The following is a 21271-nucleotide window of genomic DNA, read 5'->3' as shown; positions in this document are numbered from 1 at the left end:
CCCCTCGAATGCGCGAAAAGCTGCCAAAACAGCGCGGAAAACCGAAGAAATGCCGCGGTTTGGCCAGAAAGCTGTGTTCAGCAGTGGACAAGCCGGCGTCACGGCGCTGTCAAAGCCTTGTCAAGCGGTGGTCACCTGGCGCTTCCACACTGCGGCGGCCCCGACCGCCGCTGCCCATGCCACATCGTTTCTACACGCTCATCGCTGCCCAGTTCTTTTCCGCGCTGGCGGACAACGCCCTGCTGATCGTTGGCATTGCGATGTTGCGGGAGATGGGGCAGCCCATCTGGTGGGCGCCGCTGCTCAAGCTCTGCTTCACCTTGGCCTATGTGGTGTTGGCGCCGGTGGTGGGTCTGGTGGCGGATGCTGTCCCGAAGGCGGCGCTGATGAGCTGGATGAATGCACTCAAGGCGGTGGGTGTGGGGGCGATGGTGCTGGGGCTGGATCCGCTCGCGGCCTTTGCGTTGGTGGGCGTGGCGGCGGCTTGTTATGCGCCGGCCAAGTACGGCCTGATCACCGAGATCGTGCCGGCCAGCCGGCTGGTGGCTGCGAATGGCTGGATCGAAGTGTCGGTGGTGTGTTCGGTGCTGCTGGGCACGCTGGCGGGTGGGCTGCTGGTCAGCCCCTGGTGGATGGCGACGGCCGGGGGCTGGGGGTTGCGAAGCCCGCTGGTGGGTTCATTGCTGGCGCTGGTCTTCATCTACGCGGCCGCTGCCGGGCTTCAACTGCGGGTACCGGACAGTGGCGCGGTCTATGCCCGGGCGCCGCGGCGGCCGCTCGCGATCCTGCGGGATTTTCTTGCGTCCAATGCCACGCTGTGGCGGGACCGTCTGGGCGGTCGTCTGTCCTTGTCCATGACCACACTGTTCTGGGGTGCGGGCGCCACGCTGCAACTGGCGGTGCTGCAGTGGGCGCAGGATGTGCTGGGCCTGCGGCTCAACCAGGGCGCCTACCTGCAGGCCACGGTGGCGGTGGGCGTGGTGGCGGGCGCCGGGCTGGCGGGCCGCTGGATCGGGCTGCATCACGCGGTGCGGGTCCTGCCGCTGGGGCTCATGCTGGGCCTGCTGATGTTGGCCACGCCCTGGGTGCGCTCACTGGGCTGGGCCTTGCCGGCCATGGTGCTGGTGGGTGCCGTGGGCGGGGCCATGGTGGTGCCGATGAATGCATTGCTGCAGCACCGGGGCGTGCAGCTGCTGAGCGCGGGCCGTTCCATCGCGGTGCAGGGCTTTAATGAGAACCTCAGCATCCTGCTGATGCTGGGCACCTACGCCGCCCTGCAGGCTGCGGGGGTGCCGCTGGTCTGGCTGATGAGCGGGCTGGGCACCTTCGTCAGCCTGAGTGTGCTGCTCCTGATGCTCCGTCGCTGGCGACACGGCCCTAATTGCACCCTGGCCGCTCAGCCGCCTTGCGCCGGTCGGGCCGCCATGCCAGAGAGTTGAGAGGTGAAGTGAAGGGCGACGTTGGTGGCATCAACGGCGTTGGCATAGATCTGCTCGATGCTTTGCACGATGCCGTCCCAACCCATGCATTCGGCCCCTTCGCGAGCAGCACTGCGCATGGCGCTCAACTGGTGGCGGTCACGCAGCAGGCCGAGCACACGTTCCAGGAAGGTGCTGGTGTCGCTGCCCAGCGGCACCGTACCCCCGTTGACACCATCACGCACCAGCAAGGCCGCCGCCGCATAGTGGAACGCCACCACCGGCAGCCCGCTCGCCAGCGCCTCGGGGGTCACATTGCCGAAGGTCTCGGTCACGCTGGGGAAGAGGAACAGGTCTGCGCTGGCGTAGTGTGCCGCCAGGTCCGCCCCGTGGCGCATGCCGGCAAAGACCGCATCGGGCAACTGCTGCTGCAGCTCCGCACGCGCCGGGCCGTCACCCACCAGCACGAGGCGTGCGCGCGGGTGATGGCGGCGCACGGCGGGCCACAGGTCCACCAGCAGCTGCAGGTTCTTTTCCGCTGCCAGCCGGCCCACATGCATCAGCACCGGGTCTTGCGGCGCGGCCCCCCATTGCGCCCGCAGGGCCTCGCTCCGGCGGGCCGGATCAAACAGTTGCGTGTCCACCCCGCGCGAGATCACGCTGACATGGCGGAACCCCTGCGCCATCAGTTCCCCCGCCAGCGTGGCGTTGGGCACCATGGTGCTGTGGCAGCGGTTGTGGAACTTGCGCAGGTAGGCCAGCAGCGGCCGGCGCAGCCAACCAATGCCGTAATGCTGCGCATAGGCATGGAAATTGGTGCGGAACTCCGACACCACTGGCAGCTTGAGCTGGCGTGCCGCCTGTAGCGCGGACCAGCCCATCGGGCCCTCGGTGGCGATGTGCACCACATCAGGGCGGCGGTTGGCCCACAGCTGGACCAGCGTGCGCTTGGACACCACGCCCATGCGCAGATGCGGATAACGCGGTACCGGCAGGCCTCGCATGAGGACTTCATCCACTCGTGGCGCCTCGGTGTCGCTGCCGCCCTGGCGTGGCCGCAGCAGCTGAACCGCATGGTCGCGGGCCTGCAGCCCCTGCACCACACTGGCGATGCTGCGGGCCACGCCGTTGACCTCGGGCGGATAAGTCTCCGTCACCACGGCCACGCGGAAATGCCGTTGGCGGGTAGGCAACTCGTCCACTTCAAGTTCGATAGGCGCGGTGGTCATGGCCTGCATGATGGTCGGCCAACGCAACAGTTGTGTGACGCCCGCCACCGTCATGCGCCTGAAACAGCGCCTTGACACAGTCGCCACGCTGCCGTCGCGAAGGCGCCACCCGACTGCCACACCGTTGCCACGCCGCTGACACAGCGCAGCGGCCGGCGCGGCCAGCGGGCCGGGGTGCGGACGGCCCGCCCCTGCACCGCCGCTGCATTGCCTGCGCAGCGTGGGTGCATCACCTGCTCACTACCTGGAAGAGGGCTGCATGAAGGACTTTCTGGATCTGCTCAATGAACAGCGTTGGGACGACCACCGCTACTACCACCACTGCCGCATCAACCAGTCGCTGCATCTGTTGAGCGCCTGCTGTTTCGTGGTGGCCTACGCCCTGCTGCTGGTCGACCCGGCCTGGGCCGCGCTGCTGGCCTGGGGAGTCTCCATGACCAGCCGTCAGGCGGGCCACTTCTTCTTCGAGCCCAAGGGATTCGATGAGGTCAACCAGGCCACCCATGACCACAAGGAAGCCATCAAGATTGGCTACAACCTGCGCCGCAAGGTGGTGCTGATGCTGCTGTGGGCCGCATCGCCGGTGGTGCTGTGGCTGCAGCCCGGCCTGTGGGGCCTGTTGGCACCCGCCACCCGCTTCGTGGACTACCTGCACCAGTTGGGGCTGGTGTGGTTCTGGTTGGGCGCGGGCGGCCTGTTGTTTCGCGTGCTGCAGTTGGCGGTGACCCGCGACCTGCGCACGGGCCTGGCCTGGGCCACCAAGATCATCACCGACCCCTTCCACGACATCCAGCTCTACCATCGCGCCCCGTTGCATCTGTTGCGCGGCGAACGGATGGATCCCATGCATCACGTGCTCATGGAACGGCAGAATGCAGGACACGGTGAGCAGGCGGCCTGAGCGCAGGCGCCTGGGTTCCTGAACGGGCGAACACCTGCCCGCTGCCGGCATCGGTCCGGCGGTGGGACAGGGGGCGTCTGCCTGGACGGCTCGCCGGAAATCCGTGCTGTTCAGGAGTTTTTCGCATGTCCTTGTTGCGCTGGCGCCGCTGGTCCGCACCCGTCCTGTCCCTGTCCTTGCTGCCCGTGCTGCTTGCAGGCTGCAGCGCCATGCCCAACACCGGCATGCAACGCCTGGTCGGCGGGCCGGTGGTCTACACGCTGGTGGGGCAGGGCAAGCCGGTGGTGGTGCTGCAATCCAGCATCGGCGATGGGCGAGACCCCTGGATTCCGGTGCTGTCCGAACTGCGCGGCCGTTATTCGGTTTTCGCCTATGACCGCCCCGGTTACGGCGACAGCACAGCCACCCCGCCCACGCCGCGCAACCCCTGCGGCATCGCCACGGAATTGCACGACCTGCTGCATGCCGCCGGCATCCAGCCGCCCTACGTGCTGGTGGGGCATTCAATGGGTGGCCTCTACCAGTACGCGTTTTCGCGGCTGTATCCGGATGAAGTGGCGGGCCTGGTGCTGGTGGATGCGGTGCACCCGATGCACACCCGCCGCATGCAGGTGGAGGTGCCCCTGATGGCCAACATGCTGGAAAGCATGAGCCGGCGCGTGTTCCGGGGCATCTTGCAGGTGGAATACAACATGCAGATCGAGTGCGTGGACGCGCTGCTGCCCAAGCGGCGGCCCAATGTGCCGGTGCGGGTGCTGACGCGGACCGTCTACACGCCGGAGGAAACGATCAGCGGTTTCGAGGCCATGGTGCATGGCCTGGAGCCGAACTGGCTGCCGCTGACGGGGGGCAAGCGCATCGAGCCGGTGCCAGGCGCCGGCCATTACATCCAGCGGGACAAGCCGGAGGTGGTGGCGCAGGCCGTGGATGAGGTGGTGCAGGAGATCCACGCACGGGCGGAGGCCGCGTCTGCGGCGGCGTCTGCGGCCTCTGCGGCCTCTGCGGCTTCAGCGGCGTCCGCAGCAGCTGCAGTCCCCGTGGCGCCAGCAGCTTCTGCGGCGTCATCTGTAGCTACAGAACTCCGTGGCGCTGGCACGCCGGCGCCAACCCGAGCTGCATCGTCACCTGCACCTGCACCTGCACTGAAGCCCGCAGCCTCAGCGCCACGTTGACCGGATCATCGGAAGCTGAGCTGCTGAGCTGCTGAGCTGCTGAGCTGCTGAGCTGCTGAGCTGCTGAGCTGCTGAGCTGCTGAGCCACTCAGCGCGCCAGCCCCAGCGTCTCCATCAGCAGTTGCCGCTTGATCGCCTTGTTGGTGAGGTCGGCAGGGGCGGCCCACCAGCCGCCGTCGCGCATGGCCTGGGCGGCCGCGAGGATGCGGCGCTGCACCTCGTCGAAATCCTGTTCGCTGAAATCGGTGCTGAAGATCATGCGGCCGGTGCCCACCCAGCTCAATGCCAGACCCTGCGCCCGCATGAAGTACTGCAGCATCCAGTTGTAGCGGGACGGTTGCAGGTAGTAGAGCGTCCAGACCGAGGACATGTTGGCCGCCCGCACCGGCAGGTCGGCGGTTTCCAGCGCGGCATTGAGGCGGGCGCGGCGTGCGTCCTGCACCTGGTCCTGGTCCGCCAGGGTGCGTTGCCAGGCCGGGTCTTCCAGCGCGTCGAGGAAGACCGACATCGCGCCCATCACATACGGATGGGTGTTGAAGGTGCCTCGCGCAAAGCAGATATCCGCCGGGCGCTGTTCGCGGTAGCGCTTCATCCAGGCCGCCTTGCCGCAGACCACGCCCACCGGCAATCCGCCGCCCAGGGTCTTGCCGTAAGTCACCAGGTCGGCCTGCACGCCGAAGTAGCGCTGCGCACCACCCACCCCCAGGCGGAAGCCCATGAAGACTTCGTCAAAGATCAGTGCGATGCCGCGCTCCGTGCAGACCTGGCGCAGCTCACGCAGCCAGGTGGCGTAGGCCTCGCGGTCATAGGCCGCGCGGCGGGAGCTGTCCACCAGCGAGCCGTCGCCGGGCGCCGGCTTGTTGGGGTGCAGGGCCTGCAACGGGTTCACCAGCACGCAGGCGATGTCGCGCCGGGTGCGCAGCACCTGCAGGCTGCGCGCATGCATATCGCGCAGCGTGTAGGTGCGCTCGGCCGGCAGCGGATTGCCGGGGCCGGGCTGGGCCTCGTCCCACCAGCCGTGATAGGCGCCGCAGAATCGCACCAGGTGGGTGCGGCCGGTGTGATAACGGGCCAGCCGCACGGCCTGCATCACCGCTTCGGTGCCGGACATGTGAAAGGACAACTGCGCCATTCCGGAGAGCGCCAGCAGCCGCTGCACATTGCGCTCCACCAGCGGGTGGTAGACGCCCAGCACCGGGCCGAGCTCGGCCACCCGGGCACTGCCCTCGGCGATGCAGCGCTGATAGAACGCATAGCCGAACAGGTTGACGCCATAGCTGCCAGCCAGATCGATGAAACGCTGGCCGTCCAGGTCGGTCAGCCAGTGGCCCTCGCTGCGGGCCATCACCGCCCCCAGCGGCAGGGTCTCCTGCACCAGGGGGCTGAAGGGCGGCGGCACGCGGTAGCCGCTGGTGAACTGGAGGTCCGGCAGGCCGGGCTTGAGCGACCGGGTGGCGGCAATGCTGAGGGCGTGGCGTTCCCGCAATTCGTGGGAGAGGGCCGCAAAGCTGGCGCGGCGCCGGGCGCTCACGTCCAGCGGCACATCATCGGCGCGGAAGAAGCGCTCGTCGCCAAAGCGGCGTGAGGGCATCAGCCGTGCCAGGCGCACCGCCATGCGGGAATGGCCGGCCAGCGAGGGATGTTTGGCGCGCGAGAGCTGCAGCCGCCGCCAGCCCTTGGGCGCCAGGGCGAGAGCAGCGGTCAGCAGGCCGGCGGCGGCCAGCGCGGAAAGCAGGTCGGGATTCATCGGCATGGCCTCGAAGCGCTGGGGAACCTCTGCAAGGGCCACCTCGGCTCGCGGGAGTGATGCAGAGGTTCCCTGGGTCTGTTGTCACACAGGGTTGGCAAATTACGGGCGACCGTACCCGACGCAATTGACATGTCTATGAAACTGGCGCGCTGGCGTGACAGGCTCACCCAGCAGGAAGACCTGAACTTTCTGCTCACCAATCGCGTACCCCGCCTGGCGCTGACGCGTTTCATGGGCTGGTACAGCCGCATCGACAGCCCACTGCTGACCCGCATCTCGGTGGCGGTGTGGCGCCTGTTCACCGAGCTGGATCTGGACGAGGCCGAGCCGCGTCATTACCGTTCATTGCGGGAGGTGTTCACCCGGCGGCTGCGCGCGGGGGCACGGCCGGTGGAGACGGCGCCGGGCGCCCTGGTCAGCCCCTGTGATGCCATCGTCGGCGCCTTCGGTCCGGTGCATCGCGGCATGGCCTTGCAGGCCAAGGGCATGGCCTATGGCATCGCCGACCTGTTCGGGGACGCCCAGCGGGCGGCGCCCTATCTGAACGGCAGTTTTCTCACGCTGCGGCTCACCTCGGCCATGTACCACCGCTTCCATGCCCCGGCGGACCTGACCATCGAGCGGGTGACCCACATCGCCGGTGATACCTGGAACGTCAATCCGATTGCCCTCAAACGGGTGGAGCGGCTGTTCTGCCGGAATGTGCGGGCGGCGGTGGAGGCGCGGCTGCCGGACGGCACCCCCATGGCGCTGGTACCGGTGGCGGCCATCCTGGTGGCCAGCCTGCGCTTGCATGCGCTCGACCTGACCTTGCGGCCAGACCGGGCCGGCCCGCATCACTTCGAGTGTCGCCATTCGCATACACGTGGCGAGGAAATGGGCTGGTTCGAACAGGGCTCGACGATCATCGTGTTCCTGCCCCCGGGCGTCGATCTGACGCCCGGCCTGACCACCGGCCAGCGGCTGCGCATGGGGCAGGCGATTGCGCGGCTGCCCGGACCCCCTTGTGCTGATGCCTGATCCTGTTTCCGAATCGCTGCCTGGCCATTCACCGGACCCCGCCCCGGCGGGAAGGCCGCCGGTATCGCTGGCGCCGCAGGTGTCTTCCTATGGCAGCGACCAGCAAGGCCTGATCTGCGGCTTCTGGATCCACCCCGAGCGAGAGACGCAAGCCCTGCCCACGCTGGCAGAAGCGCAGGTGCGGCTGGAGCAGCCCGAGGGTGGCTTCGTCTGGCTGCATTTCAACCTCAGCCATTCCGGGGCCTTGCCCTGGCTGGCCAAGCATGCGGCGCTGGCGGACAGCTTTGTCGAGGCGCAACAGGCCGGTTCACGGTCTTCCCGCATCGAGCGCGATGGCGACCAGCTCTTCGCGGTGCTGAACGACGTCACGTTCGACTTCGCCTTTGACGTGGGCGATGTGTCCACGCTGTGGATGCAGGTCAGCCAGCATCTGGTTCTGAGCGCACGCCGTTCGCCGTTGCGCTCGGTGGACCGCTTGCGCATGGCGGTCAAGCGCGGGGAGCGGCCCCATTCCAGCCTGGGCCTGCTGGACCACCTGCTGCGGGACCAGGCCGATGAACTGCAGCGCATCGTCCGCCAGGCCACGGAGCGGGTGGACGATATCGAAGATGCCCTGCTGGCCGGTCGCCGGCCCGGTGCCGACAGCGAGGTGGCCCAGTTGCGCCGCCTGATGGTGCGCCTGCAGCGGCTGCTGGCGCCGGAGCCCAGTGCCTTGCTGCGCATGCTGTCCAACCCGCCCGCCTGGGTGGCGGAGTCGGACAAGCAGCAGTTGCAGCAGGCCAGTGAAGAGTTCTCCCTGGTGCTGCGCGATATTCAGGCATTGCAGGAGCGCATCCGCGCGGTGCAGGACGAAACAGCCGCCCGGGTGGCTCAGGAAAACAACCGCACCCTGTACCTGCTGACCATGGTCACGGTGCTGGCCCTGCCGATCAACCTGATCTCGGGGTTGTTCGGCATGAACGTCGGCGGCTTGCCCTTCCTGGACCATCCGCACGGTTTTGTCGTGGTGGTCAGCCTGATCGTGGTGCTGACGGTCGTGGTGACCGGCTTGCTGGTCTGGGCGGTCAGGAAGCCTTCGCGCTGAGCCCCAGGAAGGCGGTCAGGGCCTCCAGGTGGTCATCGAAATCGGACAGCGCATGGTCACCGCCTTCCAGCAGGCGGATCTCGCTGCCGGGATAACGGCCCACCATCTCTTCCCAGTCCAGCACCTCGTCGCCCTTGGCAATGACCGCCATGACGCGGTCCGGATGGGTGAGGGGCCCCACCTCCAGCGCGCGCAGTTCCCCGACGAACTCTGGCCGGAAGTAGAAATGCTCGTCCGGGTTCTGCCAGCAGGTCTGTTCACCGATGTAGTCGGCCAGGTCCCGCGCCGGGTCCACGGCCGGGTTGATCAGCGCCGTGCGGGCACCGGTGCGCTCGGCCAGGTGGGTGGCGTAGAAGCCGCCCAGCGAACTGCCCATGATGGCCATCGTGTCCCGCGGCCAGTCCTGCACCAACTCATTCACCAGCGCCACTGCGTCAAGGGGTGACGGCGGGAGCTGCGGGCTGGCAAGAACCAGGTCCGGCCGGTGCGCTGCCACCCAGCGCGCCATCCGTTGCGCCTTGGCGGAACGCGGCGAGGAACGGAAGCCGTGCAGATACAGCAGATGGGTGCGGCGGGCGGGAGAAAACGCAGTCATGGCCGCGAGTGTAGGGGTGGGCCCTGAATCACTTCCGTCACTGGGCTTGCGGTGCGGTATGGTGCGGCTGTCTTTTCTCAACCTGCACGCGGCCGGCAGCCGTCGCCACCCGTCGCGCTCACTTCAACGATCCGCCCTATGACCTCCACGGATTCGATCAAGCTGTCCGCCATTGCTGTGGCTTCCCTGCTGCTGTGCGCCTGCGCCACGCCGCCGACGGCCGGTGGTGCTGCGGCGCCAGCGGCGGCTGCTGCCGCCGCCGCCTCGGCACCATCCACTGCCGCCTCTGGTGCGCCAGGCTCGCCGGGCGCCACCCCCCCGATGGCCGCCCGCCCCCCGGCCGACCCGACCGCCCCCAAGCCGTTCGCCGAGGTGTCCCGTGACACCAAGCGTCAGGACGGTCTCTTCCCGATCCTGCGCAAGGACGAGAAGGTCTGGCTGGAAATTCCCCGGGCGATGCTGAACAAGCCATTCCTGTTCACCATCAACATCTCCAGCTCCATTGGTGAACGCGGCTTCTATGCCAGCCAGATGGGTCCTGACGTGATGGCTGAATGGCGCCGGGTGGGCAACAACATCCAACTGGTGGCGCTCAACACCCGCTTCCGCGCCGAAGGCGGTGGCAAGCGTGCGGCTGAAGAGGCGTTTTCGCCCAGCCTGCTGGCTGCCGGCCCGGTGGCCAGTGCGGACCATCCGGAGCGCAAGTCCTTCCTGGTGGATGCCGGCATCCTCCTGACCGACATCCCGGGCATGAGCACCCGCATGGAGGCGGCCTTCCGTCTGCCGTACGCGGTGGACCGGGGCAATTCCTTCTTCGAGACCACCCGGGCGGATGACACGCTCAGCACCCTGAGTGCGCGGGTCCACTACTTCACCCCACGTATTCCGGCCCCGCCGCTGGTGGCCCTGCCGGTGCCGGTGCCACCGCCGCCGATGGTGACGCCGGACCCGCGTTCGATGTTCATGGGCTTTGTCTACAACTTCCGCGCCCTGCCGGAAGCGGCGATGAACACGCGCCGCGCCGACGGCCGCCTGGGCCACTTCACCGAGTCGTTCACCGACCTGAGCGACGACGTCAAGGCCAACCCACGGGTGCACTACATCAACCGCTGGCGCCTGGAGAAGAAGGACCCGGACGCGGCACTGTCCGAACCGGTGCAGCCCATCGTCTACTGGATGGACAAGAACATTCCGCCCAAGTACCGCCCGGCGGTGGAAGCCGGCATCCTGGAATGGAACAAGGCCTTCGAGAAGATCGGCTTCAAGAACGCGGTGGTGGCCAAGCAGCAGCCGGATGACGCGGACTGGGACAACATGGATGCCGAACACGCCTCCGTTCGCTGGTTCGTGGGGGCGGACGTCGGTTTTGCCATCGGCCCCAGCCATGTGGACCCGCGCACCGGTGAAATCCTGGATGCCGATATCGGCATGAGCGATGTCTTTGCCCGCGGTGGCCGCGCCTTCATCAGCGAGGACACCCCGCGCCTCACCAGCTTTGGTGAAGAGGAGGCTGCGCTGGCGCAGATGAACCAGGGCTGGCGCGAGGGCCGCAATGCGAGTTATTGCACCTACGCCACCGACGCAGCGTCGGAGATGAACTTCGCGCTGGACATCCTCGAAGCACGGGGCGACATCGACCCGGAGAGTCCCGAGGCCGACGCCTTTGTGCAGGCCCGCATCAAGGATGTGGTGATGCACGAGGTGGGTCATACCCTGGGCCTGAAGCACAACTTCAAGGCCTCCACCACCGTTACGCAGGCGCAGCTCAAGGACAAGGGCTACACCGATGCCCACGGCATTTCCGGCTCGGTGATGGACTACAACGCCTACAACATTCCGCTGGAAGGCGAGGCGACGACCACCTACAACAACACCACGCTGGGTGCCTACGACTACTGGGCCATCGAGTACGCCTACAAGCAACTGCCCAAGGACCAGGAAGACGGTGAGCTCAAGCGCATTGCCGCGCGCAATGTGGAGCCCGGCCATGCGTATGCCGATGACACCGATGCTGGGGGTTTCGGCCCGTACGACGGCATGGACCCGATGATCAACCGCTTTGACCTCGGGGACGACCCGCTGGCCTATTACAAGAAGCGTTTGAAGCTCTCGCAGGAGCTGTGGAACCGGGTGCAGAACCGTCAGCCGGTGGCGGGTGAGGATCCGCTGCGTCAGCGCCGGTCGCTGATCAATGGCTTCACGCAGCTGGCGCGTTCGTCGGAGCTGGTGGGCAAGTATGTGGGGGGCATGTACACGATGCGTGACGTGCCGGGCTCGGGGCATCCGACGCTGAAGCCGGTGGAGCCGGCCAAGCAGCGCGAGGCTCTGCGCTTCCTGGCCACGGGGCTGTTCAGTGCGGACAGCTTCCGGTTCAAGCCGGAGTTCCTGACCTCGTTGACGGCGGACTATGTCGAGTTCGCGCGGCCGGAGTGGGTGAGCATCCCGGCGGCGGTGTCGCGGGTGCAACTGGTGGCGCTGGACCGCCTGCTGAACGCCAGCACGGCCATCCGCCTGATGGAGCTGCCCAACTTTGTGCCGGCGTCGGAGCGCAAGGGCATCATCTCGCTCAATGAGGTGTATGGCACGCTGCAGTCGTCCATCTTTAGCGAACTGAAGACGGGTGCCGAGATCGACCGACTGCGTCGCAACCTGCAGCGCGAGTACCTGCGCCGGCTGCAAGCCAACCTGACGCGCGGCAGTGCGGCCACCGGTCAGTTTGCCGATGCCTACGCCATGCTGCGCCTGCATGCGACACAACTGCAGGGTGACCTGCGAGCCGCCCAGGCCAAGGGTGGTCAGTCGGTCGAGACCCGGGCCCACATCGCCGAAAGCCTGGACATGCTCAGCACGGTGCTGAAGGCAACAATGACGCGGACCTGATCAGGCCGACGCGGCATGAAGCAAGGGCCGGCAGCGATGCCGGTCCTTTTTGTTTTTGCTCACGCCCGAAGCAGTGGTTGGGCCGTGGCCCGGGCTCAGCCCGTTCTATCGTCCGGATACCGCCGCTCCGCCGCCACGATGTCCCACACCGCGATGAACATGGCGGCGATCAGCGGGCCGATGACGAAGCCGTTGATGCCGAACACGGCCATGCCGCCGATGGTGGTCATCAGCACCACGTAGTCCGGCATCTTGGTGTCCTTGCCCACCAGCAACGGTCGCAGCACGTTGTCCACCAGCCCGATCACCAGCGTGCCGTACAGGATGAGGCCAACGCCAGCGCCTACCGAACCGGCCGCCAGCAGATAGATGGCCACCGGTGCCCACACCAGTGCCGCGCCCACCGCAGGCAGCAACGAAAGAAAGCCCATCAGCACCGCCCACAGCACCGGCGCATGGATGCCGAGCACCCAGAAGGCGAGGCCGCCCAGCGCGCCCTGGAGCGCCGCCACCACGATGTTGCCCTTGACCGTGGCGCGGATCACCGTGCGGAACTTGTCGCCCAACTGGCGCTTGTAGGCGTCCTGCAGCGGCAAGGCATCGCGGATGCGCTTGGACAGTTGCTCACCATCGCGCATCAGGAAGAAGAGCAGATACAGCATCACGAAGAAGCTGACCACGAAGTCAAAAGTGTCCTGCCCGAACCCCAGGGCCTTGGTCGCCACGAACTGGCTGATCTGGTTGAGCGCAGCACCCAGGCGGTCCTGCAGGCTGCTCAGGTTCTGCAGCCCCAGCCGCTCCAGCACATCCATCATCCAGCGCGGCGTGGCGGCATACACCTGCTGCACGTAGGTGTGGAAATCAAAACGGCCGGACTTGAAGAGCTCAAAGAGTACCGTGGCTTCGCGCACCAGCGCGGCGGTCACGTAGACCATGGGCAGCACCACCAGCAGCATGATGATGAGGATGGTCAGCACCCCCGCCACGTTGGGCCGCTTCACCTTGCGCAGCAGGCGCAGGTACAGCGGCCGGAACACGATGGCCAGCGCCACCCCCCAGAGGATGGCGCCCAGCATGGGCCACAGGATCCAGCCGAACCCCACGGTGACCAGTGTCAACAGACAGAGGAAGGAACGGTTCTGCAACGCCGGAACCTGCTTGCCGGAAAGGCTCATCTTGTCTGTGCTCCTCGATCAAAGGATGGTTGTGCGCCGCGCCCAACGGTGGGTGCGGCGGACGCGAGCTTACTTCAGCGCTACGCCAGTGCCGCCAGCAGCTTCTCGTGGATGCCGCCGAAACCACCGTTGCTCATGCACAGCAGATGGTCGCCAGGCTTGGCCACCGCCTTGATCAGCTTCACCAGCGCGTCCACGTTGGCGCCCACCACGCCCTGCTCGCCCAGTGGCGCCAGGGCTTCCCTGGCGTCCCAGGTCAGGCCGTCCTGGTTGCAGAAGCTCAGGTCCGCCTCTTCCAGTGCCCAAGGCAGTTGTGCCTTCATGGTGCCCAGCTTCATGGTGTTGGAACGCGGCTCGAAGATGGCCAGGATGCGCTCCGCCGGGGCAATGCGACGGCGCAGGCCGTCGATGGTGGTGTGGATGGCGGTGGGGTGGTGGGCAAAGTCGTCATAGACCTTGATGCCACGGACCTCCCCGCGCAGTTCCAGGCGCCGACGCACGCTCTTGAACCCACCCAGTGCCGTGGCGGCCACTTCCGGGTCCACGCCCACATGTTCGGCTGCCGCGATGGCCGCCAGGGCATTGAGCTGGTTGTGCTCGCCCAGCAGCTCCCAGCTCACGTGGCCCACCTTCAGGCTGCCGCGCAGCACGTCGAAGGAGGTCGGCTCGCCGCGGGCCCGCAATGCGCCGGGCTCTTCCTTGCGGGCACCAAAGCGCTGCACTTCGCTCCAGCAGCCGCGTGCGAGCACCCGTTGCAGGGCCTCCTCACGGGCGTTCACGACCAGCCGCCCCGACGGCGGCACCGTGCGCACCAGATGATGGAACTGGGTCTCGATGGCTGCCAGGTCCGGGAAGATGTCTGCGTGGTCGTGCTCCAGGTTATTGAGCACGGCGGTGCGCGGCCGGTAATGCACGAACTTGCTACGCTTGTCGAAGAAGGCGGTGTCGTACTCGTCCGCTTCAATCACGAAGAAGCGGTCCTTGTCCGCCGCCCCCAGCCGCGCCGAGACGCCGAAGTTCTGGGGTACACCACCGATCAGGAAGCCCGGGGCCAGCCCGGCGGCCTCCAGGATCCAGGCCAGCATGGAGCTGGTGGAAGTCTTGCCATGGGTACCGGCCACCGCCAGCACATGGCGCCCTTGCAGCACGTGCTCGGCCAGCCACTGCGGGCCGCTGGTGTAGGGCAGCCCGGCGTCGAGGATGGCCTCCATCAGCGGGAACCGCCCCTCGGAGGAGCGTGTCACCACATTGCCCACCACGAACAGGTCGGGCTTCAGCGCCAGTTGGTCCGCGCCAAAACCCTCGATCAGCTCAATGCCCAGTGCTTCCAGCTGGGTGGACATCGGCGGATACACGTTGGCGTCGCAACCGGTCACGCGGTGGCCGGCCTCGCGCGCCAGGGCGGCCAGGCCCCCCATGAACGTGCCGCAAATGCCCAGGATATGGATATGCATGGTTCGTGCTTCAGCTGCTGTACCAAAGGGTAAGCAAGAGTAATACCTGTCTCACGGTTGGTGCTTGGCGACAGGTCCGGCGCGGTCTTTGCCTAGCGCAGCGCTTCGCGCGCAGCGGCCAGGGTCTGGTCGATGTCGGCGTCCGTGTGGGCGCTAGAGACGAAGCCCGCCTCGTACAGGGCCGGTGCCAGGTACACCCCGGCTTCGAGCATGCCGTGGAAGAAGCGGTTGAAACGCTCCTTGTCGGTGCGCATGACCTCGGTGTAGTTGTGCGGCAGGCTGGGCAGCAGGAAGAAGCCGAACATGCCGCCTTCACTGTCCGTGCTGAAAGGGACGCCGTTGTCGGCGGCCACGGCCGCGAGGCCCTTCACCAGGCGCTGGGTGCGGGCCGAGAGGGCCTCGAAGAAGCCCGGCTTGCGGATCTCGCGCAGCGTGGCCAGACCGCAGGCCGTGGCCACGGGGTTGCCCGACAGGGTGCCGGCCTGATAGACGCCACCCAGCGGTGCCAGGTGCTTCATGATGTCGCGGCTGGCACCGAAGGCCGCCAGCGGCATGCCGCCGCCGATCACCTTGCCGAAGACGCTGATGTCCGGCTTGAACCCGGGGATCAGGTCGGCATAGTGCCCCTGCGCGCTGCGCAGACCCACGCGGAAGCCGGTCATGACTTCGTCCAGGATCAGCAGGGCACCGTGTTCGCTGCAGAGCTCGCGCAGCCGGGTCATGAAGGGCACGCTGGCGCGCATGAAGTTCATGTTGCCCGCGATCGGTTCAACGATGACCGAGGACAGGTCCTTGCCGTGCAGGGCAAAGGCCTCCTCCAGCTGCGCCACGTTGTTGTACTCCAGCACCAGGGTGTGCTGGGCGGTCGCCTCAGGCACGCCGGCGCTGGTGGGGTGGCCGAAGGTGGCCAGCCCGGAGCCGGCCTTGACCAGCAGCGCATCGGTGTGGCCGTGGTAGCAGCCTTCAAATTTAATGAACTTGTTGCGGCCAGTGGCGCCGCGCGCCAGCCGGATGGCGCTCATGGTGGCTTCCGTGCCGGAGCTCACCAAGCGAATTTGTTCGCAGCTGGGCACCAGTTGCAGGATTTCCTCGGCCAGTTCGACCTCGCGCTCCGTCGGGGCGCCGAAGGACAGGCCTTCGGTGACGGCACGCTGCACCGCCTCGATCACGGCCGGATGGCCGTGGCCCAGGATCATCGGACCCCAGGAGCCGATGTAGTCGATATAGCGCTTGCCGTCTGCATCAACGATGTAGGCGCCTTCGCCCCGGGCGATGAAGCGGGGCGTGCCACCCACGGCACGGAAGGCCCGCACAGGCGAATTCACGCCGCCGGGGATGACACGCTGGGCGCGTTCGAAGAGGGAATCGTTCTGGCTCATGATGGCGGGAAATCAGTGGATACGACGGGGGCCGCGGCTGGGCGGCTCTTCGATGTGGGGCTCTTCTGCGGCGACGGGCTCGCCCTCGCCAGGTTCGCCTTCTTCGCCGGGCGGCAGGGCCCAGAAGAAGCGGTCTGGCACCACGTTGCCCATGCCGGGCCTGAAGCCCGCTTCCAGTGCCTGGTCCAGGAAGGCCAGCGCCTCGCCGACCGCGTCATGCGGCTCGGACCCTACCGACAGCAGGGCGGCCAACGCCGCCGACAGCGTGTCGCCAGCGCCGACGAAGCTGGCTTCAAAACGTTCGAACTTCTCGCCAGTGATGGCGCCCTGCGGGCCCGCCAGCACGTTGTCCAGGTGCTGGTTGGGCAGGCTGATACCGGTCACCAGCACATGCGCCGCACCGTGCTGGTGGGCGGCCACCGCGAGTTCGCGGGGTGAGGCCGGACGGTCCGCGTCCCAGTCAGGCAGCAGGCAGTCGCTCAAGGTCTTGTGATTCCCCACCAGCACCAGGGTCTGGGGCAGCACCAGTTCCCGGAAGGCATCCAGGTAGCTCTGCTGCTGCTCTTCGTCCAGCCAGGCAATGCTGGGCAGATAGGCCACCAGCGGCACGTCCGGATAGTCGGACAGCACCTCGGCCACCGAGGAGATGCCCTCGGCGCTGCCCAGGAACCCCACCTTCCAGGCGGCCACGGGCACATCCTCCAGGATGGAGCGGGCCTGCTCGACGATGCAGTCGCCGTCCAGTGTCTGGTGGTCGAACACTTCGGCGGTGTCGCGCATCACAATAGCGGTCACCACCGGCAGGGCGTGGGCGCCCATGGCCGCAATGGTGGCCACGTCGCCCGCGCTGCCGCCGGCACCACTGGGGTCACTCGCGTTGAAGCTCATGACGCACGCCGGCGGCGGAGATTCCTGTTCCTCACCGGGTTGGGCGCCAGGCTGGTCGGGATCTTGGGGAGATGGGTCTTGACGGCTCATGGATGGTCGGCGGGAAGCCGTGAACTGATGCGCGAAATGTGACGAAGGACCGCTTTTAACTGTTGTTTCATCGGTACTTCTGCCCTCCGGGATACCCAGGGGGCTTGGCTACAATCTTTCGATCATTGTAGTGATGCAAAGTCAACCCATCGTGAGCGAAGCAAGGACCTGGATGTGCCTGATCTGTGGCTGGATTTATGACGAGGCCGCGGGAGACCCCGAGCACGGTATCGCCGCCGGCACGCGTTGGGAAGATGTGAACATGAACTGGACCTGCCCGGAGTGCGGTGCCCGCAAGGAAGACTTCGAAATGGTCCAGATCTGAGCGGATTCGAGCTCGGGGAGGCCTCAGCCCCCTGAAGCTCGCCCGCCAGACTGACACAAAGCGGTGCCGAGTGCGGAACGGATCACGGAACCTGTCCGTTCGAATTTCGCCCGGCCCCGATTCGCAACAACACTGACGACCCTGGTCTGACATTTACGGAGAACAGCTTGGAATCCAAGGCCACCAAGGTGCTGGTCATCGACGACAGCAACACCATCCGCCGAAGCGCAGAAATCTTTCTGAAGCAGGGCGGGCATCAGGTGGTGCTGGCGGAGGATGGCTTCGACGCCCTCGCCAAGCTGAGCGACTACCAGCCTGACCTCGTGTTCTGCGACATCCTCATGCCTCGCCTGGACGGTTACCAGACCTGCGCCATCATCAAGCGCAACCCGCAGTTCGCGTCGGTGCCCGTGATCATGCTGTCCTCCAAGGACGGCCTGTTCGACAAGGCCCGCGGCCGGATGGTGGGCTCGCAGGACTATCTGACCAAACCGTTCACTAAGGACCAGTTGCTACAGGCGGTACAGCAACACAGGCGCGAGGCCTGAACGTCAACAACATCACACCGCCGCGACTTCGCGGCGTTTGATCTTCCGAGTTTCCTGTCAATCTCATCATCCCCGACAAAAGGCCATCGCGGCCGAAGTCTGGCCGCGTTACCTGGGAGCATTCATGTCCATCCAAAAAATCCTGGTCGTCGATGATTCGAAGACCGAGCTGCACCACCTCACCGAGTTGCTGACCAAGCGCGGGTATACCGTCCGCACCGCCGAAAACGGCGAAGAGGCCATGAAGCGCCTGGAAGAGGAAAAGCCCGACCTGATCCTGATGGACGTGGTCATGCCCGGCCAGAACGGCTTCCAGCTGACCCGCGCCATCACCCGTGACGAGCGTTATGCCGACGTGCCGGTGGTCATCTGCACCAGCAAGAACCAGGAAACCGACAAGGTCTGGGGCATGCGTCAAGGTGCGCGCGACTATGTCGTCAAGCCGGTCAAGGCCGACGAACTGATCGCCAAGATCAAGGCATTGGGCTGACCTATGGCCAACAAGCAAGCCCTGCGCGATCTCCAGCAACGTCTGGCGCAACGGATGCAGGCGGCGCGTGAAGCGCCGCAAGCCGCCAATTGGCTGGCCGTCGAATGCGCCGGCCTGGGCTTGCTGCTGCCCCTGAAACAGTCCGGCGAAATCTTTACCCCTGTGCCGCTGCAGCAGGTGCCCTACACCCAGCCGTGGATGCTGGGCGTGGCCAACCTGCGGGGCGGCTTGCATACGGTGGTGGACCTGTCGGCCTTCCTGGGCCTGCGGGGCGCCACTTCACTGACGCCTGCCCATCGGTTGGTGTCGATCAACCCGGAGCTGGGTATCAACTGCGCGCTGCTGGTGGACCAGCTCCTCGGCCTGCGCGGCGACGAACAGCTTCAGGCCGAGCCGGATACGGCCGGCCATCCCGACTTCGCCCCCACGCGCATGCGTGACGGACAAGGTCGACGCTGGCAGGTGCTGGACCTGGATGCATTGATCCTGCATCCCCAATTCCTGCGCATTGTTTTGAACTGATGCCTCAAGGCGGCCTGACCGGGCCAGCTTCGACGAAACGAGACCAAACGAGGGTGTGATGAGCTTCCTGGACAAAATCAAGAACAAGGGCAAAAACGAGGGCAAGGCGGACGTCGATATCGACGACACCGGCCCGACGACCGAGGCCACCTCGGGCGCTGATGAATCGCAGGACTTCCAGCCCTCGATCATCACCACGGCGCAGCCCACTGCCGAGTTCCAGGACACGGGCGCCGGCTTCCAGCCGACCGCTTCGGCCACGGAAAAGCCGTCCAGCCCGATGCCCAAGCTGCCCCCGCAGGCGCCGCGTCGTACCGGCTTGCTGACCGCCCTGGTGGCGGCCGGTCTGGTCGGCACCGTGCTGACCGTGACCTTGAGCCTGGTGGGCTCCAACCGCGCCGCCGACCAGGTGGCCGGCGCCGGTCAGGCGATGACGGAATCGCAGCGTCTGGCCAAGGCGGTCTCGACGGCCCTGCTGGGCAACAAGAACGCCTTCCCCGAAATGAAGGAAAGCTCGCAGGTGCTGACGAGCGTGATCGCCGGCCTGCGTGAAGGCTCCGACACGCTGTCCGAAGCCCCGGGCTCGGTCAAGCCGCTGCTCGACAAGATCGCCCCCATGGTGGAGCGCGCCGACAAGAACACCAAGGTGATGCTGGCCCAGGAAAAGGTGCTGACGCAGGTGGGTGCCGCGCTGCGCGCCATTAACCGCCAGTCGTCCGACCTGCTGGAAAGCGCCGAGGCCGTGGCCTCGCTGTCCATCCAGGGCAATGCCTCCACCGGTGAAGTGGCCGCGGTGGGCCAGCTGGTGATGCTGACCCAGCGTATCGGCAAGTCCGCCAACGAATTCCTGACCCAGGACGGCGTGAGCCCCGAGGCCGTGTTCCTGCTGGGCAAGGACTTGAACGCCTTCCGGGAAATCGCCCAGGCCCTGCTGGACGGCAACCCCGAACTGCGCCTGAACGGTGCCAAGGACCCGCAGGTGCGTGAGCGCCTGAAGGTGCTGCTGGGCCAGTACGACCAGACCCGTACCCAGGCGACCGCCATTCTGTCCAACCTGCAAGGCCTGGTGTCCTCGCGGGAAGCGCAGACCGCCATCCTGAACGACAGCGAAGTGCTGCGTAAGGACCTGGGCGAGCTGTCCAACGGCCTGGCTTCTGCTGGTGGCCTGAACCCGCTGCTGCTGATCGGCATGGTGCTGTCGCTGGTGGCCCTGGTGGCCGGTTCGGTCGGGTTCCTGCGTCTGTACGTGAACGACCAGGCCCGTCGTGCCCAGCTCGCCGACGAACAGCGTCGCGAAGCGGAAGCCCAGGAGCAGGAAGCCAAGCGCGTCAATGACGCCAACCAGGCCGCCATTCTGCGTCTGATGAACGAACTGCAGACGGTGGCTGAAGGTGACTTGACCCACCAGGCCACGGTGACGGAAGACATCACGGGCGCGATCGCCGACTCGGTGAACTACACCGTGGAAGAACTGCGCAGCCTGGTGCACCAAGTGCAAACCACGGCCGTACGGGTGACGGACACGACCGCTCAGGTCGACCAGACGTCCACCGAGCTGCTGGCCGCTTCGACCGAACAGCTGCACGAGATTCGTGCCACTGGTGAGGCCGTGCTGCAGATGGCGCACCGAATCAACGACGTGTCCGCGCAGGCGCAGTCCACTGCCGACGTGGCCCGCCAATCCCGTCAAGCCGCTGAACAGGGTCTGCAGGCCATGCAGAACAACATCGGCGGTATGAACCAGATTCGTGACCAGATCCAGGAAACCTCCAAGCGGATCAAGCGTCTGGGCGAGTCGTCGCAGGAAATTGGCGAGATCACGGAGCTGATCTCGGACATTACCGAGCAGACGAACGTGCTGGCGCTGAACGCGGCCATCCAGGCAGCGTCCGCCGGTGAAGCCGGCCGCGGCTTCTCGGTGGTGGCGGAAGAAGTGCAGCGTCTGGCGGAACGTTCCGCTGACGCGACACGCCGGATTGCCGCGCTGGTGAAGACCATTCAGACTGACACGCACGACGCCGTGGCCGCTATGGAACGCTCCACGCTGGGTGTGGTGGAAGGTACCAAGCTGTCCGATGCGGCCGGTCGCGCGCTGGAAGACATTGACTCGGTGTCTCGTCGCCTGGACGAACTGATTGGTGAAATTACCAACGTTACCCAGAACGAAGCCCGCGCAGCCAACGAAGTCGGTGCGAACATCCAGCACATCTTCGCGGTGACCGAGCAGACCTCCGAAGGTACGCGTTCCACGGCCCAGATGGTGCATGAACTGTCACGGTCGGCTGAAGCGCTGAAGCAGTCGGTGGCGCGATTCAAGGTGGTCAACTGACCCTGAGCGGCCATCGCCACAC

18 protein-coding genes are annotated in these 21271 nt (G+C 66.4%); 11 read left to right on the top strand and 7 right to left on the bottom strand.

The annotated features are described in order from the left end of the window. The first annotated feature begins 176 nt into the window (after positions 1-176). Positions 177-1439 carry a lysophospholipid transporter LplT gene (lplT, locus tag BMY53_RS05415; protein WP_092944424.1) on the top strand — a complete coding sequence of 421 codons (1263 nt, stop codon included), beginning with the start codon at positions 177-179 and terminating at the stop codon, positions 1437-1439. Here the strand turns inward: lplT and BMY53_RS05410 are convergent. After that, positions 1397-2647 carry a glycosyltransferase family 4 protein gene (locus tag BMY53_RS05410; RefSeq protein WP_255370044.1) on the bottom strand — a complete coding sequence of 417 codons (1251 nt, stop codon included), beginning with the start codon at positions 2645-2647 and terminating at the stop codon, positions 1397-1399. The genes lplT and BMY53_RS05410 overlap by 43 nt on opposite strands. A gap of 259 nt (positions 2648-2906) precedes the next feature. Here BMY53_RS05410 and BMY53_RS05405 point away from each other — a divergent pair, with 259 nt between their 5' ends. Both BMY53_RS05405 and BMY53_RS05400 read left to right on the top strand, forming a co-directional pair. Continuing rightward, a complete protein-coding gene (locus BMY53_RS05405) occupies positions 2907-3548 on the top strand; it encodes a hypothetical protein (protein ID WP_092944422.1) in 642 nt (213 codons plus the stop codon). 125 nt (positions 3549-3673) lie between these two features. Continuing rightward, on the top strand, positions 3674-4720 hold the full coding sequence (locus tag BMY53_RS05400) for an alpha/beta fold hydrolase (protein ID WP_092944420.1): 1047 nt from the start codon (positions 3674-3676) through the stop codon (positions 4718-4720). Positions 4721-4808: 88 nt separating this feature from the next. Here the strand turns inward: BMY53_RS05400 and BMY53_RS05395 are convergent, their stop codons facing one another. Beyond that, entirely contained in the window at positions 4809-6509 is a 1701-nt protein-coding gene (locus tag BMY53_RS05395) for an aminotransferase class III-fold pyridoxal phosphate-dependent enzyme (RefSeq protein WP_255370043.1), read from the bottom strand. Positions 6510-6599: 90 nt separating this feature from the next. Between BMY53_RS05395 and asd the strand changes: the two genes are divergently transcribed. Beyond that, the gene (gene asd / locus BMY53_RS05390) at positions 6600-7490 is read left to right on the top strand and encodes an archaetidylserine decarboxylase (RefSeq protein WP_177200729.1); all 891 of its coding nucleotides are present in this window, start codon (positions 6600-6602) and stop codon (positions 7488-7490) included. After that, on the top strand, positions 7483-8574 hold the full coding sequence (locus tag BMY53_RS05385) for a transporter (RefSeq protein ID WP_092944414.1): 1092 nt from the start codon (positions 7483-7485) through the stop codon (positions 8572-8574). The genes asd and BMY53_RS05385 overlap by 8 nt, the downstream gene beginning before the upstream one ends. On the opposite strand, the gene BMY53_RS05380 is transcribed toward BMY53_RS05385, so the two are convergent. Further along, entirely contained in the window at positions 8555-9169 is a 615-nt protein-coding gene (locus BMY53_RS05380; protein ID WP_092944412.1) for a YqiA/YcfP family alpha/beta fold hydrolase, read from the bottom strand. The genes BMY53_RS05385 and BMY53_RS05380 overlap by 20 nt on opposite strands. A 138-nt stretch (positions 9170-9307) precedes the next feature. Here BMY53_RS05380 and BMY53_RS05375 point away from each other — a divergent pair, with 138 nt between their 5' ends. After that, the gene (locus BMY53_RS05375; RefSeq protein ID WP_092944410.1) at positions 9308-12049 is read left to right on the top strand and encodes a zinc-dependent metalloprotease; all 2742 of its coding nucleotides are present in this window, start codon (positions 9308-9310) and stop codon (positions 12047-12049) included. 95 nt (positions 12050-12144) lie between these two features. Here the strand turns inward: BMY53_RS05375 and BMY53_RS05370 are convergent, their stop codons facing one another. From BMY53_RS05370 to BMY53_RS05355, 4 genes are all read right to left on the bottom strand, one after another. Then, positions 12145-13224, bottom strand: a complete 1080-nt coding sequence (locus BMY53_RS05370; RefSeq protein WP_092944408.1) for an AI-2E family transporter — start codon at positions 13222-13224, stop codon at positions 12145-12147. 80 nt (positions 13225-13304) lie between these two features. Continuing rightward, positions 13305-14678 carry a UDP-N-acetylmuramate:L-alanyl-gamma-D-glutamyl-meso-diaminopimelate ligase gene (mpl, locus tag BMY53_RS05365; RefSeq protein ID WP_092944406.1) on the bottom strand — a complete coding sequence of 458 codons (1374 nt, stop codon included), beginning with the start codon at positions 14676-14678 and terminating at the stop codon, positions 13305-13307. A 92-nt stretch (positions 14679-14770) separates the two neighbouring features. Continuing rightward, the gene (gene hemL / locus BMY53_RS05360; RefSeq protein WP_092944404.1) at positions 14771-16057 is read right to left on the bottom strand and encodes a glutamate-1-semialdehyde 2,1-aminomutase; all 1287 of its coding nucleotides are present in this window, start codon (positions 16055-16057) and stop codon (positions 14771-14773) included. A 12-nt stretch (positions 16058-16069) separates the two neighbouring features. Further along, positions 16070-17035 (bottom strand): bifunctional hydroxymethylpyrimidine kinase/phosphomethylpyrimidine kinase, encoded by a 966-nt coding sequence (locus BMY53_RS05355; RefSeq protein ID WP_177200728.1) that lies wholly within the window; start codon positions 17033-17035, stop codon positions 16070-16072. 133 nt (positions 17036-17168) lie between these two features. On the opposite strand from BMY53_RS05355, the gene BMY53_RS05350 reads away from it, so the two are divergent. The 5 genes from BMY53_RS05350 (at position 17169) to BMY53_RS05330 (ending at position 21249) form a co-directional block, all read left to right on the top strand. Beyond that, positions 17169-17360, top strand: coding sequence for a rubredoxin (locus tag BMY53_RS05350; protein WP_092944400.1), 192 nt, complete (start codon positions 17169-17171; stop codon positions 17358-17360). Positions 17361-17527: 167 nt separating this feature from the next. Then, on the top strand, positions 17528-17908 hold the full coding sequence (locus BMY53_RS05345; protein WP_092944398.1) for a response regulator: 381 nt from the start codon (positions 17528-17530) through the stop codon (positions 17906-17908). A gap of 124 nt (positions 17909-18032) precedes the next feature. Beyond that, the gene (locus BMY53_RS05340; RefSeq protein ID WP_092944396.1) at positions 18033-18398 is read left to right on the top strand and encodes a response regulator; all 366 of its coding nucleotides are present in this window, start codon (positions 18033-18035) and stop codon (positions 18396-18398) included. 3 nt (positions 18399-18401) lie between these two features. Then, entirely contained in the window at positions 18402-18920 is a 519-nt protein-coding gene (locus BMY53_RS05335) for a chemotaxis protein CheW (RefSeq protein ID WP_092944394.1), read from the top strand. A gap of 58 nt (positions 18921-18978) precedes the next feature. Next, a complete protein-coding gene (locus tag BMY53_RS05330) occupies positions 18979-21249 on the top strand; it encodes a methyl-accepting chemotaxis protein (RefSeq protein ID WP_092944392.1) in 2271 nt (756 codons plus the stop codon). Positions 21250-21271 lie beyond the last annotated feature (22 nt).

Origin of the sequence: Roseateles sp. YR242, from assembly GCF_900109745.1 — a bacterium.
In the GTDB taxonomy this organism is placed as follows: domain Bacteria; phylum Pseudomonadota; class Gammaproteobacteria; order Burkholderiales; family Burkholderiaceae_C; genus Roseateles.
This window is presented reverse-complemented; position numbering and strand designations above follow the sequence as displayed.